Annotated in this window: 14 protein-coding genes; 12 read left to right on the forward strand and 2 right to left on the reverse strand. The window is 63.8% G+C overall.

The features are described from left to right. Positions 1 to 455 precede the first annotated feature (455 nt). Both BKK79_RS37275 and BKK79_RS37280 read left to right on the forward strand, forming a co-directional pair. Entirely contained in the window at positions 456 to 1,403 is a 948-nt protein-coding gene (locus BKK79_RS37275; protein WP_071040724.1) for a hypothetical protein, read from the forward strand. Beyond that, positions 1,403 to 3,232, forward strand: coding sequence for an ATP-dependent helicase (locus tag BKK79_RS37280; RefSeq protein WP_084085795.1), 1,830 nt, complete (start codon positions 1,403 to 1,405; stop codon positions 3,230 to 3,232). Before BKK79_RS37275 ends, BKK79_RS37280 begins: the two co-directional genes overlap by 1 nt. Here the strand turns inward: BKK79_RS37280 and BKK79_RS37285 are convergent. Then, complete coding sequence (locus BKK79_RS37285; protein WP_071040725.1) at positions 3,229 to 3,753, reverse strand: hypothetical protein; 525 nt, start codon at positions 3,751 to 3,753, stop codon at positions 3,229 to 3,231. The two genes, BKK79_RS37280 and BKK79_RS37285, sit on opposite strands and share 4 nt — an antisense overlap. Positions 3,754 to 4,074: 321 nt before the next feature. On the opposite strand from BKK79_RS37285, the gene BKK79_RS40960 reads away from it, so the two are divergent. The 6 genes from BKK79_RS40960 to BKK79_RS37315 all read left to right on the forward strand — a co-directional run bounded on the left by BKK79_RS40960 (position 4,075) and on the right by BKK79_RS37315 (position 9,401). Then, positions 4,075 to 4,212, forward strand: a complete 138-nt coding sequence (locus tag BKK79_RS40960; protein WP_157128698.1) for a hypothetical protein — start codon at positions 4,075 to 4,077, stop codon at positions 4,210 to 4,212. 150 nt (positions 4,213 to 4,362) lie between these two features. Further along, positions 4,363 to 5,799: a recombination directionality factor gene (locus BKK79_RS37290; RefSeq protein WP_071040726.1), complete on the forward strand. Its 1,437-nt coding sequence runs from the start codon at positions 4,363 to 4,365 to the stop codon at positions 5,797 to 5,799. A gap of 69 nt (positions 5,800 to 5,868) precedes the next feature. Continuing rightward, positions 5,869 to 6,240 carry a hypothetical protein gene (locus BKK79_RS37295; RefSeq protein ID WP_071040727.1) on the forward strand — a complete coding sequence of 124 codons (372 nt, stop codon included), beginning with the start codon at positions 5,869 to 5,871 and terminating at the stop codon, positions 6,238 to 6,240. Beyond that, entirely contained in the window at positions 6,228 to 6,629 is a 402-nt protein-coding gene (locus BKK79_RS37300; RefSeq protein WP_071040728.1) for a hypothetical protein, read from the forward strand. The genes BKK79_RS37295 and BKK79_RS37300 overlap by 13 nt, the downstream gene beginning before the upstream one ends. A 122-nt stretch (positions 6,630 to 6,751) precedes the next feature. Beyond that, a complete protein-coding gene (locus BKK79_RS37305) occupies positions 6,752 to 8,131 on the forward strand; it encodes a metallophosphoesterase family protein (protein WP_071040729.1) in 1,380 nt (459 codons plus the stop codon). 1,021 nt (positions 8,132 to 9,152) lie between these two features. Continuing rightward, entirely contained in the window at positions 9,153 to 9,401 is a 249-nt protein-coding gene (locus tag BKK79_RS37315; RefSeq protein ID WP_071040731.1) for a hypothetical protein, read from the forward strand. Between the two features lie 52 nt (positions 9,402 to 9,453). On the opposite strand, the gene BKK79_RS37320 is transcribed toward BKK79_RS37315, so the two are convergent. Continuing rightward, positions 9,454 to 10,689, reverse strand: coding sequence for an RNA-guided endonuclease InsQ/TnpB family protein (locus BKK79_RS37320; protein WP_071040732.1), 1,236 nt, complete (start codon positions 10,687 to 10,689; stop codon positions 9,454 to 9,456). 165 nt (positions 10,690 to 10,854) lie between these two features. Between BKK79_RS37320 and BKK79_RS37325 the strand changes: the two genes are divergently transcribed. The 4 genes from BKK79_RS37325 (at position 10,855) to BKK79_RS37340 (ending at position 15,680) form a co-directional block, all read left to right on the forward strand. After that, positions 10,855 to 11,094 carry a hypothetical protein gene (locus BKK79_RS37325; RefSeq protein ID WP_071040733.1) on the forward strand — a complete coding sequence of 80 codons (240 nt, stop codon included), beginning with the start codon at positions 10,855 to 10,857 and terminating at the stop codon, positions 11,092 to 11,094. Between the two features lie 376 nt (positions 11,095 to 11,470). Beyond that, on the forward strand, positions 11,471 to 13,900 hold the full coding sequence (locus BKK79_RS37330) for a hypothetical protein (protein WP_071040734.1): 2,430 nt from the start codon (positions 11,471 to 11,473) through the stop codon (positions 13,898 to 13,900). 149 nt (positions 13,901 to 14,049) lie between these two features. Beyond that, a complete protein-coding gene (locus BKK79_RS37335) occupies positions 14,050 to 14,574 on the forward strand; it encodes a hypothetical protein (protein ID WP_157128699.1) in 525 nt (174 codons plus the stop codon). Further along, positions 14,574 to 15,680, forward strand: a complete 1,107-nt coding sequence (locus BKK79_RS37340; protein WP_071040736.1) for a hypothetical protein — start codon at positions 14,574 to 14,576, stop codon at positions 15,678 to 15,680. Before BKK79_RS37335 ends, BKK79_RS37340 begins: the two co-directional genes overlap by 1 nt. Positions 15,681 to 15,682 lie beyond the last annotated feature (2 nt).

Below are 15,682 nucleotides of genomic sequence, written 5' to 3' on the forward strand. Positions count from 1 at the left end.
GCCCCGTTGCCGGGGGTAGCGAGACAAGGTATCCGTAGGCAACGAGGAGAATCGCGGAAATCACGGTGGCTGGGATCATGCCAGTAGCATGCGAGCCGCTTCGACATCGACCGCGCCAATTGCGACAGGAATGTGCTGCCGAATTGACGCAGTTCCCGGGAAGACGCGCAAGCGACGACGCTTTCTGCCTCATACCTGCGAAATATGCGCTAAGCCGCGCCCGCTTCTAGCAAAAATTTCACATCCGTTCTTCTTATTTATCAGATAGTTAGCGGATTCCGATCTTGCGACAAATGTCGCAAACATCTAGAGCGTTCCTACCTCTTCGTCATTACTCGAAGGTCTCTGACCCTCTGTCCGAGTCCGGTCATTTTTGATGCTGCTTTCGCACCGGGCGCCGCCCTGTCCTGGCTGATCATGTGCTCGCACCCTGCCAAAATCTGAGGAAAAAGCACATGAACGATCAACTCGATCCCGACAACGCTCTGGGCAGAACCGAGGGCGCCAGCGCCCCTCCCGATGAGTTGGATCTCGCCGCAGCCGACGCTGGCGCCGCCCTCGCGGGCGACAAGCTGGAAGTCGGCGGCATCGATCTCGACAAGGACCAGCCGGCGCAGCTTCCGGAGACGGAAGACGCCGCTGCCGTCCAGGCTGCGATCAGCCGCGCGCGGAACCAGCGTGAGCGCGGCAAGCGAGAGCTGCTGGTCAAGGTGCCCGGCATTCCGTCGGTGCAGCGTCACGTCGTGATCAACGAGCAGGTCGTCGCGTCGAGCTTCACCCGCTTCTTCTACATCATTGACCGAGCGGCCGACTTGATCCGCCGCCGCGCTGGCTCGCTTGTGGGCGATGCCAACGCCAGCGCGCTCCGTGAATCGCTCCAGTCGCTCATCGCGGACCTCGAAGCCGATGTGAAGCGGGACCTGGCAGCGACGCGGGAGATGTATCGCACCGAGACCCAGGCGCACGCGCAGAACGACTACGGCGCATCGGACGACGACGAGCAACTGATCGAAGTCACCTATGTCGCGCCGGGCTACGACGAGACCATCCAGATCCGCTCCGCCGAAGGGCTTCGGCTGCAGGGGATCTACGGCATGTACGACCAACTGCTGGGGATCATGGCCAACCTCGAGTGGAACGGAAAGATCGACAGCGCGGAAGTCGATCAGGTCCGGTACCAAACGAAGGCGAGAATCCGCCCCATCTTTCGCTTCGCGGCGCAGGCCAACATCAAGCTCCATTCGGCGCGCAACAAGGCCGCTGGGCCCCGCCCACGGCGTGCCCGGCAGACGGGGGCCGAAGCGAAGGGTGACACCGCAATCGTGCAAGCGGTGACCGAGTTGCAGGAGCGCTCCCAGTCTGAAGGCCTCGACCAGCCCGCGATCGACGTTGAAGTACTCTGATGGGCGGTGACGAGCGGCTGCTGCATGGTCTGAACCCCGAGCAGCTGCAAGCCGCGCAATGCCTTGAGCATTGCCTGGTCGTTGCCTGCCCGGGATCAGGCAAGACAAAGACGTTGGCCGCCAAGGCCGCTTTCCTCCTGTCCCAAGGCGCTCGGGTGGCAGCGGTCACCTTCACACGCGACGCAGCGCTGGAACTGCGGGGGCGCACGGTCGCCCTCGCGGGCGAGGGCTCCAACGACCGACTGCTCGTCGGCACGTTCCATTCGATCGACATGCTGATGGCGTTCCCCAAAGCGCGAACACCGTTTGGCACGTCGATTCTCTCCCGAATGCGCTCCCCTTTCGGCAGTCGAAACTGGGATATTGTCCGCGAGGGCGAGCGGCGAGGCTACGTCCGGCGGGCCCTTGCTGAGGCGGGCATCAAGCTCGACATGGACGAGGCCAGCCGACTCATCGAGGACGCGAAGGCAAACAACCGGGAGAGCGCGCTCGAGGGTAGCCACCGGACGTTCATTGCGACCTACCAGCAGATCCTCTCGCGCAATGGTCAGATCGACTTCCAGGACATCCTCCTCAAGACGAACGCCGCTTTGGCTGACGGTAGTCTCACGCCACTCGCCGTCGAGTATCTGCTGATCGACGAGTATCAGGACACCGACGAAGTTCAGTATGAGTGGATCAAGATGCACGCCGCCGCGGGCTGCCGCCTCACCTGTGTCGGCGATGACGACCAGTCGATCTACGGATTCCGCCGAGCTCTTGGCTTCGCCTGCATGGAACGGCTGGTCAAGGACCTGAAGGCCGACACAATTCTCCTTGGAGTGAACTATCGCTGCCATGGGGAAATCCTGGGTGCCGCCGGCAAGATGGTCCAGTCCAATCGGGGACGTATCGACAAGATTCTCCGCGCGAACAAGGGCCTCGGCGGCGCGGTCGAGTGGGAGCGTTTCGGCGACTTCGAGCTGGAGTCTGAAGCCTGCCTGGTCGGCGTCGAGGATGCCTTGCGAGACCAGGCGACGATCGCGGTGCTCGCCCGCAGCAACCGCCGCCTTGACCTGATCGAGGGGTTGCTCGTCGCCCGCGATCTCCCCTATCGTCGAGCCGACGGCGAATCCGTGCTCGACAAGCCCGAGGTCGCTCTCTTCGGCTCGCTTATCGAGACCGTGGCGCAGTGCACGCCGCGCGCGATCGACCAGGTCCTGGGGTGGGCGGGGGTATTCGAGGCCGATCTGCGGCAGATTCGCCAGCTTTTCGGAAACACGGTTCGAATCGGGGCGAAGCAGGACTTCGAGCGCACCGACCTGTCGTCCGACGCCATCGCATCCTGGACGGACTTCGCCAAGCGCCATGCGGCTTGGTCCGACTTGAATGAGAAAGGACTCTACCGAATCATGCTGCATGGCATGAAGGAATGGCTCACGCTCCATGCGAAGGACGAAAAATCGAAGCGAATGGTCGAGATCGCGGCATCGATCTTTTCCCCGTCTGGGATCAGCCCCCGCGAGCGCCTGGAGGGATTGCGGCTCGCAAGCCGGCAGCGCCGCACACGAGAAGCGGCTACCGGGCAGCCGGTGTCGCTGATGACGGCCCACTCATCCAAAGGCCTTGAGTTCGACCGCGTCTGGATCCTCGGCGCGGAGGACGAGGCCTGGCCGTCAAAGAACGGTAGTCTGGAAGAGGAACGGCGCCTGATGTATGTCGCTATGACCCGCGCGCGGGAGCGGCTAACCGTGAGCGCCGCAGGCCAGCGGCCGACAAGCCCATTCGTCGCCGAATCGGGCATCCCGCGGGCGCCGGAGGGCAAGTACCGAAGCCGCGCCGGCGGCTAGTCAACCCCAAGCTCAGCCGCAAGCTGGGCAGCGGTCCGCTGTTCTCTCATCTTCAGGCTGCTCTGCTTGAGCATCTTGTAGGCAAACAGGACCGGTCGTAGCATCGGTTGAAGACCATTCTCCACGTCAATCTTGCCGTCCATCAAGGCGACCAAGAGGCAGCTGAGCGCCGAGTCAAACGCCTTCATTGCATGGAAAAGCCGCGCGCTTTCGGCGCAGACTAGGCGGAGTTGAACCTCGGCCACGAACACTGACGATGGCACGTCTCGGATCTGACGACTCATCCGCACGAACCTCGCCACCTCCAGCTCGAACAAAGATAGGTCATCCCGTACGGTCTGGCGATAGCCGCTCTGGTGCGCGCAGGCGCGCATTTTGGTCGACATCAAGTGGAAGTCGCGGCGCACAAGCCGGCTGCCGAGTGTGGTCCGCAGGCGGATCACGGGCCTGGACTCGGATGGTGTTCGGACCTCTTCGACTCGTCGGGCGTGCTTGACGACCAGCTGGCTGTTCTGTGACATGGACTAGATGCTGCCAGCCCACTGCCCCAGCTACCTCGGCGAATGCCCGATGAAATCTTGACGGAATCGCTGCTTGGCGCGTGGCAAAGGAAGTCGTATCATTTCCGAACTTCCTCGCCGCGTACACGGCATGCAGCCGGCGAATTGCCAGGTTTATCCTCGCGATTTCGCTAGCGACCTCAGTTTTTCCCTGGACGGCCGCCTAGGCCGTTCGCCATCGCCCCGACACCCCATAGCGGGCTGTCGCTCCCCCGCATTTTCCGCAATATCCCGCCCGACGCTCGTCCGGCGGGCACTTCCATCTCTTGGAGGATCACATTCATGGAGGCCTTCACGTTGGTGCTGTTTTTGGCAGCAGTCGCAGTTGCGTTGGCTCTTCGCCACGACACCGCTTCCGACCGCAATCCCGTCGACCCGTTCTTCTTCTCCCGAGACAAGGACAGCATCGACGACCAGTAGACCGCAGTGCTGCCTATGCAGCGGAATGGCTTGGTCCATTCCAGTGCGCAGGTACACGGACTTCGCACGCCTCCCAGAGGCACTGATGAAGATCTGCCGGATATGCCGGTGGATAACCCGTTACGGCCGACGCCGTTATGGAGAGAAATCATGCAGAAGTCCATTCTTTCGGACCGCATCGACAATGGCACCGCACGCCTGAACGTGTCGGGCCGCATCCGCTGTGGCACCAAGGCCCTCACGGCCAAGGCCCGGAGCAATCCCCAAGCAGTCGCCCTGTTCGCACCGGCGCTCGCCGGCCAAATCAAGTTCAAGGATGTGGAGACAGCCATCGCCGAGCGCTGCCACATTCCCCATCCCACCCGACCGATCAACACCCAGTACTTCAACGTCAACGCGGCCGACTTCGAAATGCCGGAGTTCGCCAAACTGATCCTGGAGCGCCACGGGGAAATCCGGGGCGACGGTCCGGCGCGGCTCTACCGCTTCCCGATCGTTTTCCATACCGACCAGCTGCTCGACTTCTTCCCGCATGCCTTCAAGGCCTACGGCGGCTCCGTCAACTATGAGTCGCGCTACGGGCACGACGGCAAACGATATTGCATGTACCGCGAGCCCGTGTCACCGGAGCAGATCAAGCAGCAGCGCGCCCAGCGCATGAAGTTCATGCCGCGGCGCGACCTGGTGCCGCGCGGCGATTGCGTGCCAGAGACCTGCCAGGAGTACATGCAGGGGCTGTGCAAGTTCCACGGTGAACTGCACTTCTACGTCCCCGGCATACCGACCGTCGGGCCCGTCGTAATGGGCACCACGAGCCAGTACGCGGCCGAGGGCATCTTCTCCGATCTGATGCGCATCAAGGCGGCACTCGGTACGATTCCGCGCTTCAACCCGTTCCAGCCGGGCAAGCCGATCTACTGGCTCACAAAGGTGCAGGAGACGCGGACCTACTATGACGAAGAGGGCAACAAGCGGCTCGGTCTTCAGTGGGTGCCGAAGCTGACAGCCGACCTGGACATGGCCAAGGCTTTGAGCCTGTCCAGCGCCTCCGTCCTGGCCGGGCCTGGCGCCTCCACTGTGCCCGCGGCTTGGCTTGCGGCCCCCACGAGCTGCGCGAGCACTACGCCTGCGGCGGCGCCGGTGGATGAGTCGGGTGCCGAGACAGCCGCCGGCAGCTCGCCTGCGCCCGAATATGACCCGGGACGGCAAGCGGAGGTGCTGCGTATCGTCAATGACAGCAACGGGGATCCGGAGGTGATCAGCCGTTGGGCAGGCCTCCGGTACGGCGATGGCTGGTCTACGGATGATGTTGCGCTGCGCGGTGTCCAAGCAGTGTTCACCAGCCTCGGCCAGGACGGCGAGTATGTGAACGCGCGGCTGAGCTTCGAGATCGCCGCACTGCAAAGCGGCATCGAGGACATTCTGCGCAAGCGCTACTTCAAGGCCAAGCTAGGCAATGGCTGGACGCACGACGTCACCAAGCTCTGTAGCGCAGCACAAGAACTTGCTGCTCTAGCTGCGCGCGGCGCCAACTACGCCAGCAGCCTGATGCTGGGGTACTTGGACGACCAGAAGATCACCGCGTAACTGCATGGTCCGCGAGCGCCGAGAGTCCTGCTCTCGGCGCCTCGCGGAATTTTCTTACGAGAGTCCACCATGACAGCCATCTACACAGTGGTGCAGGCCGAGCCCCAACCCAAGCAACGGGTTCGACTGAGCTACATCCTTATTGCCGCAGAATCCCCGACGGTCGCCGCAGCAACCTGGCGGCTCTGGGCAGCGAATCTGATCACCAGCAAGGGCCTATCTCATGCCTTCCTTAACGTGCTCGGCGCCGATCGCGTGAAGGCGGCCAGCGCATGCCAAGTTGAGATGCTCGATATGGCCTCCTTCTATCACTGGAGCGCTACCGCAACCGCGCCGCAATGGGAATGCGGCGAGCAACTTCCCGCGGTTTGGGAACAGATCTACCCGGCGGCAGCCCAACGCGACCCAGGCGGCATGGCGGAGGTCTCATGCCGCTTCTGAACATCCACCTGCAGCGACTTGTCAGAAAGCTCTTTCCGAAAGCCTCACGGAAGGACATCGCTCAGTTGCCGGTCCGCAAGCGCCTTCAGCGGCTCGCCGCGCGCGCGGCAGTGGAAGAGGACCACAACACCCTTCGGCAGGCCACGGCAGCGTTGCGGACTCTGGAGCAGCCGGCATTCATTGGCTTGTCGGCGGTTCGAACCACCCTCCAGGTCTGCAACGCGATCCATAAGTGCTCATACGAACGGTTTCCGTTCTTAGCCGGGGCCGCCGCCACCGAAGCACCGCAGTCAGATGGCTTCTGCCTTCACGCCAGCTGGCCGCGCCAGAACGACGCCCGTTGGCTTCTCACCATCACCGGTGACGATATCCGTCGCGGCCTGTCGTAACAGGCCAGCGCCCCCCCGCGACTTCCGGGGGCTTTCTACTGCGTGCTGTCTCGGCACGCAGCAGACAGCCGTTCCTCAACTTCACATCGCCGCGTCAGCGGCAGGATCGGAGGAACATCCCTATGAAAATCGCTCATCTGAGTGACCTTCACTATTCATCAAAGAACCGCGCAGAGTCGAATCGCTGCGCTGGGGCTGCGGTCGATCACGCGATCGCCGCAGGCGTTCACGCCGCGGTCGTCACCGGCGACGCGACCGACCATGCGCTCGACGCGCACGAGCCCGCCTTCAGGGACCTCGCACGTCAGCTTCAACGCCTGGCCAACCACTGCCCCTTGCTGCTGCTGCAGGGCACGTTCAGCCACGAGCCGCCCGGCTTGCTGCGCGCGCTCGAGCTGGTCGGTGCCCACCATCCGATCGCTGTGGCTGACCGCATCGGCCAGATCGCTCTGGTTGACGGGCAATGGCATAGCGATGGACTTGTCTGGGACGGGCCCGCCGACCTGGTGGTGACCTGCCTGCCGACGGTGAACAAGGCGGATCTGATTGCCTCCGCCGGCGCCGCGCGCGCCGGCGAGGAAGTCGGAGCAGTCCTTCACCAGCTGCTGGCCCACTTCGGTGAGGCCAACACCCGCCATTACCAACGGGGCGTCGCAACTCTGCTGATCGGGCACGGCACCGTCGACGGTTGCCAGTCCGAGCATGGTGTCCCGATGGCGGGACAAGACCACGAGTTCAATCTCGGGTCTCTGTTTGCTGCGAACACCGATGCTGTGGCGCTTGGGCACGTACACAAGCAGCAGGAGTGGCGCCGCGCTAGCGGCGCCCGGCAGCAGGTCATCGCCTACGCCGGCTCGATCGGTCGCTTCCACTACGGCGAGTTGGGAGACAAGTGCGCGCTGGTCTGGGACATCGTGCCTGGCCGCGCCGACTACACAGCCTTCGTGACGCCCTCGCGCGTCACCATGGACCTGTCCTTCGACGGGCCGCCGGACATGGCGGTAGTGCGGGAACTGGCCAGCCGCTGCGAGGGCGCATTCGTGCGCGTGCGCTATCTGGTCGACGAGGAGCACCTGCAATCCGTCGACCGCGCCGCCATCAAGATCGCCCTCGCCGGCGCCGCCGAGGTCAAGCTCGAAGGCAAGACTCTGGTCGTGGCGCGGCAGCGCGCAGCTGGGATCTCGACCGCCGTCAGCCTGGCCGACAAGGTGAGCATGTGGTGCGAGCACACACAGTCGCCGGCGGAGCCTCTGTGCGAACGCTTGGCACTCTTGTCCTCCGACGCCCCGGACGGTATCGCCGCCGCCATCATCGCCTCGGTACGCGCAATGGAGGCACCGCAGCGCGCCAGCGACGGGGGCGCTGCCCCACCGCTGTCGGTACCGGCCGCCGCCGACATCCCCCCGCAGCAGCTGCCGCACGCCTTCAGTCCTCGTCCGGCGACGGCCGGCGAGGACGATGCCTCCGTACCGGAATGGGTCACTGACGACCTCTTCGCATAGCCATCCCCGGGGGCCGCCGGCAGGCGGCCCCCCTTCCAAGTAGGACTCCACATGAGCACTGACTTGACTTCCAGCCCGCAGCAGGCGCTGCGGAAACCAAGCCGCCCGATCACGATTATTGAGGGCCCGACGTTCGCCGCTCCATTCAACCACCTACCAGGCCTCTACCTGGTCGTCCGCTCCCCGAGTGGCTTAGTCACTGCCGAGGAACTCGTAGCAGCTGTGCGCGAGGCCGTAAGCGCTGCTGGCTATCGCCCGTCCGGCTCTCGTTCGATTGGCGGGCCATGTGCCGACACCCATCGCGCGATGACGTACGCCATGTGGTTCTACGACAGGAATCCGCGCTAGCGACGACTCGCGCGACCGATCAGGCTCCGCTTCCCCTATAGACCGGGCGATACGAGGCCAGAGGTCGCCGGCATACCCCAAGGACTCTGCATGGCCTCCACAACTCGCGGCCGCTGGTTTAGCGGCTATCTCCGAACAACCTTTCACTACAACGCCGGTTGGAGCGCGCTCGATGCGAGCGCCCCAGTCGGGGAATTCCGGCTACTGCGCTCCCGCACCAGCCGGGCCGACCCTGGCGTCAGCATCCACACCGTTCGGGCGCCGACCGGAGTGGCAGCGGACCTGGTCCGTCGCGCGCTCAGGGACACGTTCGAAACGGCCTGCCGCTGCGAGCACGACTGCTGCGGGCACCCCTTCACCACCGTCGACCGCCTGGAACGGGGACGGCGCCGCCACTGGTTCGTCACAGTCAGACAACGGCTGAACGTCTGACCGTACAAGCTTCATTCAGGAGACACACCTTGACTCACACAGAACTTCTTGAAGAGAACGCCCGCTTGCGGGCCCAACGGGAGTCCTTGATCGACGCCTTGCGGGCGGTCTGGGGCTGCTACACGAATGAGCAGATTCGTTGCGCGCGGGCCGGCAGTGTCGTTTGGCTGGTTGCCACCGCCCTCGACGAAGCCGGGGCTTCGCCCACGTCCCCCAGTTGATCAATGGATAGGGGACAGACATGCCGATCTGCCTTGACTCAATCTCACCGGGCCTGCTGGCCCATGCCGCAACGGTCCCCGATCTGGACGAAGCCCTGCGATTGCTGCAGGACGCTGCCGGAATCCGGCATGGAGACGTGGCCGGACAGTATTTCTACTTCATGGACGCCGAGCATAGCCAGTGGTTCGAAGCCAGCACGGCCCAACGCGTCATCTGGCTCAAGGGCTGGATCGAGGCTGAAAAAGCTGACCTAAAGCGCTACCGATAGGCAGCATCTCTTGACATCCTCCCCTGCCAGAAGGCAGGGGATCCCTACGGTGCTACACATGGGTTTCCCCATGCATAGTCGCTTCGGTGGGTTCCTGCTTCGCCGAGGCTGCTTGGCTTGCGCCAAGACTGACGCCCTCTCCACAGGCTGCAACGCGGTGTCCCCGCGCCAATATGTTGATCGCGCCGACCACATCGGCGTTGTCCTCGTGCCCGCACTCGATGCAGCGGAACACGGCCTGGCTGGGACGGTTCCCGGCGCTCACGCACCCGCAGGCCGGACACGTCCGGCTCGTGTTGTGCGGCGGCACGGCAATGAGCAGTCCTCCAGACCAGGCAAGTTTGTAGTCGAGTTGCCTGCGGAACTCGAACCAGCCCTGGTCCAGGATGCTCTTGTTCAGGACGGACTTGGCCCGAACGTTTTTACCCGGCGTCTCGACATCGCCCGCTGCGGACCTGGACATATTCCTCACCTGCAAGTCCTCGATACACACCATCGCGTGGTTTTTGCTGATAGCGCTCGTGGCTTTGTGCAGGTAGTCGCGTCGGGTGTTGCCGATCTGGATATGGATGCGCTGGATTCTGGCCTTCGCCTTCTTCCAGTTGTTCGAGAACTTCACCTTGCGGCTCATGGACCGCTGCGCTCTGCGCAGCCGGGCCTCGTGTCGCTTAAAACTGTTGAGAGGGGCCAGGGATGTGCCGTCACTGAACGTGGCGAACCGTGCCACGCCGACGTCGATGCCGACCGCGCTGGTGGCCCGCGGTACCGGCTGCTCGACTTCACGCTCGGTCTGAATCGACACGAACCACTTGCCACCCGACAGGCTCACCGTGGCATTGCGCGGCGTACCCAGTACCTCTCTGGACAACCTCAGCCGCATCCAACCCAGCTTGGGCAGGAAGATGCGAGCGTTCGCCCGGTCTATTCTGAATTGCTTGGGATCGGGGTAGCGGAAGCTGTCGCGCCGGCCGCGCTTGCCGAACTTCGGGAACGCCGCACGCTTGGCGAAGAAATTCTTGTACGCCCGCTCCAGGTCCTTGAGGGCATGCTGCAGCGGGTGGACCGGAGCATCCTTGAGCCACGGCGTTTCAGCCCCGTTGCGCCACGCGGTCAGCTGCTTGGCCATCGCTACATAGCCGATGAATTTGCCGCCCGCCTCGCAATTCTCCTTTTGCATCGCCAGCGCCTTGTTGTAGACGAACCGGCACGCCCCGGCGAATCGGCGCATGTTGCGCTGCTGTTCGCCGGTCGGCATCAGTTCGTACTTGAAGGCTTGGAGTCGCTGCATAGAGAGATCGTACCAGCCGTTTCCCCCTTGGCAAGGACGCCTACGGCGTCCGCGCTATCCTTCCCCGCCCTGAAGGACGGGGTATGCCGCGCATCCAGATCAATCAGCCCTGCGGGTTCTAGCCCGCGGGGCTGGCGTCCGCCGGGCAACAAAGCTGAGTTACCCATGAAGCAACTGCGAAAACTCCTTCGCGGCATCCGCAGCGCCCTGGCGGCCCCCAACAGCAAGCAACTCGAAGCCGCCGGGCGCCTGTTGCACACCCTTGCGGCCGCCAGCATGATCGGCTCATTCACACTTGCATTCGGCAGCGGCATATCCAGTCTCGCCGACCTCGGCCGCTGCGGCGGCCTGTTGGCCTGGGGAGTGGTACTATTTTTGCTGGGCTTGCTGGGATTCCAAGGATAGTGACGATGATGCCAATGTTGTTCGTAAGCGCTGCAGGCGTCGCAATCTGCGCACTGTTCATGCTGATGATGCGGAATTTCGAGAAGCGGAAGACCGCGACCCGGGACCAATCCGTCTAGTCAATGAGGGAGCCGACAGGCTCCGACTGCAAGATGGAACAAAGCCGGGCTGTCGCCCGGCTTTGTTTTTTCCGCCATCGGCGGGCGCCCCGCGGTACCCACGGGCCCCTTCCCAGCCGCGTCGATTCCGCTTACAGTGAAGGCTCGCCGGGCAAACCGGCATGTTCAGGTGTTGCAAATTGATCCATGTGCCCCCGACAGGCTTATGGATCAGTTTTGTGGTTTCGAATTCGCCGCGAATGCGGCAGGAGTTGGAAATGAAACCACACTTGCTTCGCCTCGAAAACTTCTGCGGCATTCGTTCTGGCCTCGGCAAGTCCGAGATTCAGCTCGATCTCCGCAACATCGATTCTTCCGCTACCCTCGTCGCACTGGCCGGCCCGAATGGCACAGGAAAGACGACTCTCATGGACAATCTTCACCCCTTCCGGGTGATGCCATTCCATGCATCCAGCCCCTCACCGGGCGGCTTCTCCTACTGGGACCACATCTATGGCCCTGAGGCCGCCAAGCATCTCGAATGGGAACACCACGGCCGAACCTACCGGTCTGATTTAGTCTTCCGGCAGTCCGGCAAGCGCCAGAAGCAGGATGCCTACCTGACGGTCGAGCAGGACGGCCAATGGATCCCGGTCCGGTTGCCTGACGGCACCGTGTCGGACGGCAAAACCAACACCTACGACGCCTGTATCGAGCACCTGCTTGGCAAGCCTGAGGTGTTTTTCACCGCCCACTACGCCTCGCAGTCGCGCGTTCCGCTGTCTGGCATGAGCGCCAGTGACACCAAGTCACTGCTCTCCTCGATGCTCGGTCACGATGCGATCCGTTCAGAAGGCGCCAAGGCCTCCGCCGTCGCAAAGCTTCTGGGCGCCGAGTTGAGCCGCGTACAGGCCGAACTGCGCCAGGCGCAAGCCGACGCCGAGCAGGCGGCCATCATCCGGGAACAGGCCAAGGATGCGGACCGGGCACTCCAAGACGCCAAGCTGCGTGCCGAGCACGCTCAGGAGTCCGCCACCACGGCGGCGACAGCCCTCGCCGCTCTGAGCGCTCAGCGTGACGCACAGGCGTCGCTGCGAACGCAGCGACAGCAGCTCGAGGAGCAGATTCGCGCCGCCCGGGCCGACCTGGCCACCCAGCAAACCGAAGCGGCACGGCAGACTGACGCCCGCCGGCGCGAGATTGCTTCCACCCAAGCCGCCGCGCAACAGCAACTCACCGGCGCCAGATCCGAAGCCCAGCGACTGCAGACGGATCAGTCACGCCGGGAGGCGTTGATCGCGCAGGAAGCGGCCATCGAGCAAGCGTACGCCCAGCTCAGTGTCATCCAGGCCACCGTCACCGACCTCACCGCTGAGCGCTCCCGTCTGACGCCTTGCGTTCCGGCATTGATCCAGGCGCGCGGCGCACTGGGATCGGCGCGGGAGGCTCACCAGAAAACAATCGCGGATGGGACGGCTAAGCGGCAGGCGGTCGGTACGATGCAGGCGACTGCCAAGCTGATCGAAGAGGTGCCATGCGCCGGCCAGGCACTGCAAGGACGCTGCCCGCTCTTGGCGCACGCCAATCAGGCCAAGGCGAACCTACCGCGCGAGATCGTGGTCTTGCAAGATCTGCGCAAGGCCTTCGAGACGGAACGCGCACAGATGGTAGGCCTGACCGAGCAGCTCAATGCTTTGGAGGGCCGGGACCAACAGCTTCGCGACCTCGATCGCCGGCTTGCCGAGGCAAATGGGCACCTTCTCTCCCTCACGAAAGCCGCGAGCCAGCGGGAGGCCCTGGTTGCCGCCAAGCAAGAAGCTCCCCAAGCAGCGGAGAACCTGCGGGCGCTCGTCGCGCTTCAGGAGCAACTCGTCACGCAGATCGGCGAGACGGCAGCGCGCATGACCGAACTCGACGCTGACCTGGCCATCCGCCAGCAGGCATTGGCCGTCACCCATGTCGAACAGGCCCGCAAACTCGAAGAGATGCTGCTGGCTCTGCCAGTGCCAGTGGACGACACCGCTCACCGTCAGGCGCAAGCCACGCTCTCCGCCGCGCAGCAGGCGCTTTCTGCCGCGCGACACGCCGCCGACACCGCGCAGGGGCAAATACAGGTGCTTCAAGTCCGCGCGGCTGCCGTCGAGCAAATGGCGCGCTCGCGCGAGATCCTGGCAGCGCAGGCTGCAGCGCTTTCGGACGAACAGGCTTACTGGCAACTGCTTGCCAAGTGCCTATCCAACGATGGCCTGATCGCCCTGTCGATCGACGACGCCGGCCCTGCCATCTCGGAGCTTTGCAACCACCTGCTGGAAGAGTGCTACGGTGGCCGGTTTGCCGTGCAGTTCGCAACCCAGCGGACGACGCAGGGCGGGACCCAGCGCGAGACATTCGAGATCCACGTCCAGGACGCCGACCGCGGTGAAACCAAGCTGCTCGGACTCATGAGCGGCGGCGAACGCGTCTGGATCAACGACTGCCTCGTGCGCGCGCTGGCGGTGCATATGGCTCACGGTACCGGTGGCGGCGTCCAGACGCTGTTCTCGGACGAAGCTGACGGCCCGCTGGACCCGGATCGCAAGCGGCAGTACATGGCTATGAAGCGGGCAGTCTTGTCCGCCGGCGGGTACGAGCGGGAGTTCTTCATCTCGCAGACGCCAGAGCTTAACGCCATGGCCGACGCCATCATCGACATCCCGTCGCTGGTTTAGCGACGTCTGCAGCGGGGAGGCTTTGCCTCCCCGCTGCTCCTTTCCCCACCCCGCAATTGCTTGGCTTTCCAGGCGGCACCCCTTCGTGCTCCCCGGAAAGCTGCTCCCCAAGATTTCAACGCCCAGTCGTGGGCACCGTGGAGAGCAACATGAAAGAGCAATTGCTGGACCTGTTCGGCGAACAGGTCATGCCAGCCACCGCAAGGATTCCCAAGGTTGAAGGCAAGGAGTCGGACCGCATGAGCATCGACGGTCTGTCCTCGGCGAACCTGGAAGTTTTTTGCAGCAGGGTCGCCGTTTCGCTGTGGAGCGGATTGCAAGACGACGTGGTGGCCTTCCAGGCCGCCAAGAAGAAACACGAGGCGGCACCCGCAGCAGACGGTAGCGACTTCTTCGGTCTTCCCAACCTCTGGGCCGAGAAGATCGCCCTGTTCGACGCGCTCTGCTGGGCCTTCGGTCTGTTCGAGCACAGCGCCATCGCCCCATTCGACGCGGTCTGCGACGAGTTGGACATGGATGTCGCGCGCGTGCGTCGCAGCTTTGCCCGCAGCCTGCATCAGGAACTGCGCGAACTGTTCCGCGTGATTCGTATGGCGCTTGGCGAGAGCTTCGCCGCGACCGTCGCGGAGAAGCTCGACGACTACGTCAACCTCGGCAACTGGAGGAACCAATAATGCTGCCCATTCATCGAAAATTCTTCCGCCTTTTGCTGTGGATCGCCAAGCCGGTGTTCCGGCTCGTGTGGGGACTTCTCAAGCTCGCACCACGCGGCTTGCTGTGGTTGGTGATGTTCTTGATTCTGGTGCCGTACACGCTAATTGCAAAGCCTGAGAAAGCCGAGCGCAAGCTGGCCTGGCTTCAGGAGCAACTGGGCATCCCGCAGGAGCCAGAAGACGATGAGGCCGCCTCGGGAGAGGCGGAACATGACGACGACGCCGAAGCCCCTCAAGCTACGCCGCCCGTCCCGGCGGTACGCGATGTGAACGAGCTGAAGCGCCTCGCCGCCGGCGGTACGCCCGATGCAGCCTTGCGCGGGATAGAGATGCGCGGGGCAACCTGCATCGAGACGGTCGCGATCGACGGGCGCGTCATTGTCCTCTATCAGTATCGCGATCACTATCGCCGCACCATCAAGTCGGTCGGCCCGGCAGGCAAGGTGGAGCGCGCAGAAATGGGTACGCTCACCCGCGAAACCTTCGCGCAAGCGGGCATTCCGTTCTGTATGAGCAACGCCGTCTGGTTGACCCGCCTGCTGTACGAGGCGCAGCGTGAAATCGCCGCGGTGGTCGCACCGGTCGCCTTCGAGACAAGCCAGGCTGCGGTGTCCGCCGTGGACCAGGTCGCCGTCTCGGCGTCAGGCAGCGCCAAGCGTCGTCGCCGCAATGCGTCGTCGTCGGGCCACGGCCAGACCGCTACGCCGGCCCTGGCCAGCGCAACGGTGACGGCACTGCATCAGCCCGATGACACGAAGCCGCTGAAGGTCGAGGTCGGTCGGATCGTCGACATGGGCATGCGCGAGTACAAGCCGGAAGGCCGCCGGAAATACCGGTCGTACACGATCACGCTCGAGCGCGCCGGCGGCGCACGCCGATCCTTTACCGGGGAACACCTGGGGGAGCTGGCAAGCACCCGCCGACTGTGCGTCGGTGACCACGTGCGTATCGCCATGCTCGGTCGCATGCCGGTCCAGGTCCCGGACCCGGATCAGCCGGGCGAGTGGATCGAGACCCATCGTAACGAGTTCGACGTGCGCCATATCAGCAGCAAGGCAGTCGCCTAACC

Origin of the sequence: Cupriavidus sp. USMAA2-4 (assembly GCF_001854305.1) — a bacterium.
Lineage (GTDB): Bacteria > Pseudomonadota > Gammaproteobacteria > Burkholderiales > Burkholderiaceae > Cupriavidus > Cupriavidus malaysiensis.

Excerpts from the sequence above, each read along its gene's own strand:
- BKK79_RS37275 (WP_071040724.1), top strand. The coding sequence starts at position 456 with ATGAACGATCAACTCGATCCCGACAACGCTCTGGGCAGAACCGAGGGC.
- BKK79_RS37280 (WP_084085795.1), top strand. The coding sequence starts at position 1,403 with ATGGGCGGTGACGAGCGGCTGCTGCATGGTCTGAACCCCGAGCAGCTG.
- BKK79_RS37285 (WP_071040725.1), bottom strand. The coding sequence starts at position 3,753 with ATGTCACAGAACAGCCAGCTGGTCGTCAAGCACGCCCGACGAGTCGAA.
- BKK79_RS40960 (WP_157128698.1), top strand. The coding sequence starts at position 4,075 with ATGGAGGCCTTCACGTTGGTGCTGTTTTTGGCAGCAGTCGCAGTTGCG.
- BKK79_RS37290 (WP_071040726.1), top strand. The coding sequence starts at position 4,363 with ATGCAGAAGTCCATTCTTTCGGACCGCATCGACAATGGCACCGCACGC.
- BKK79_RS37295 (WP_071040727.1), top strand. The coding sequence starts at position 5,869 with ATGACAGCCATCTACACAGTGGTGCAGGCCGAGCCCCAACCCAAGCAA.
- BKK79_RS37300 (WP_071040728.1), top strand. The coding sequence starts at position 6,228 with ATGCCGCTTCTGAACATCCACCTGCAGCGACTTGTCAGAAAGCTCTTT.
- BKK79_RS37305 (WP_071040729.1), top strand. The coding sequence starts at position 6,752 with ATGAAAATCGCTCATCTGAGTGACCTTCACTATTCATCAAAGAACCGC.
- BKK79_RS37315 (WP_071040731.1), top strand. The coding sequence starts at position 9,153 with ATGCCGATCTGCCTTGACTCAATCTCACCGGGCCTGCTGGCCCATGCC.
- BKK79_RS37320 (WP_071040732.1), bottom strand. The coding sequence starts at position 10,689 with ATGCAGCGACTCCAAGCCTTCAAGTACGAACTGATGCCGACCGGCGAA.
- BKK79_RS37325 (WP_071040733.1), top strand. The coding sequence starts at position 10,855 with ATGAAGCAACTGCGAAAACTCCTTCGCGGCATCCGCAGCGCCCTGGCG.
- BKK79_RS37330 (WP_071040734.1), top strand. The coding sequence starts at position 11,471 with ATGAAACCACACTTGCTTCGCCTCGAAAACTTCTGCGGCATTCGTTCT.
- BKK79_RS37335 (WP_157128699.1), top strand. The coding sequence starts at position 14,050 with ATGAAAGAGCAATTGCTGGACCTGTTCGGCGAACAGGTCATGCCAGCC.
- BKK79_RS37340 (WP_071040736.1), top strand. The coding sequence starts at position 14,574 with ATGCTGCCCATTCATCGAAAATTCTTCCGCCTTTTGCTGTGGATCGCC.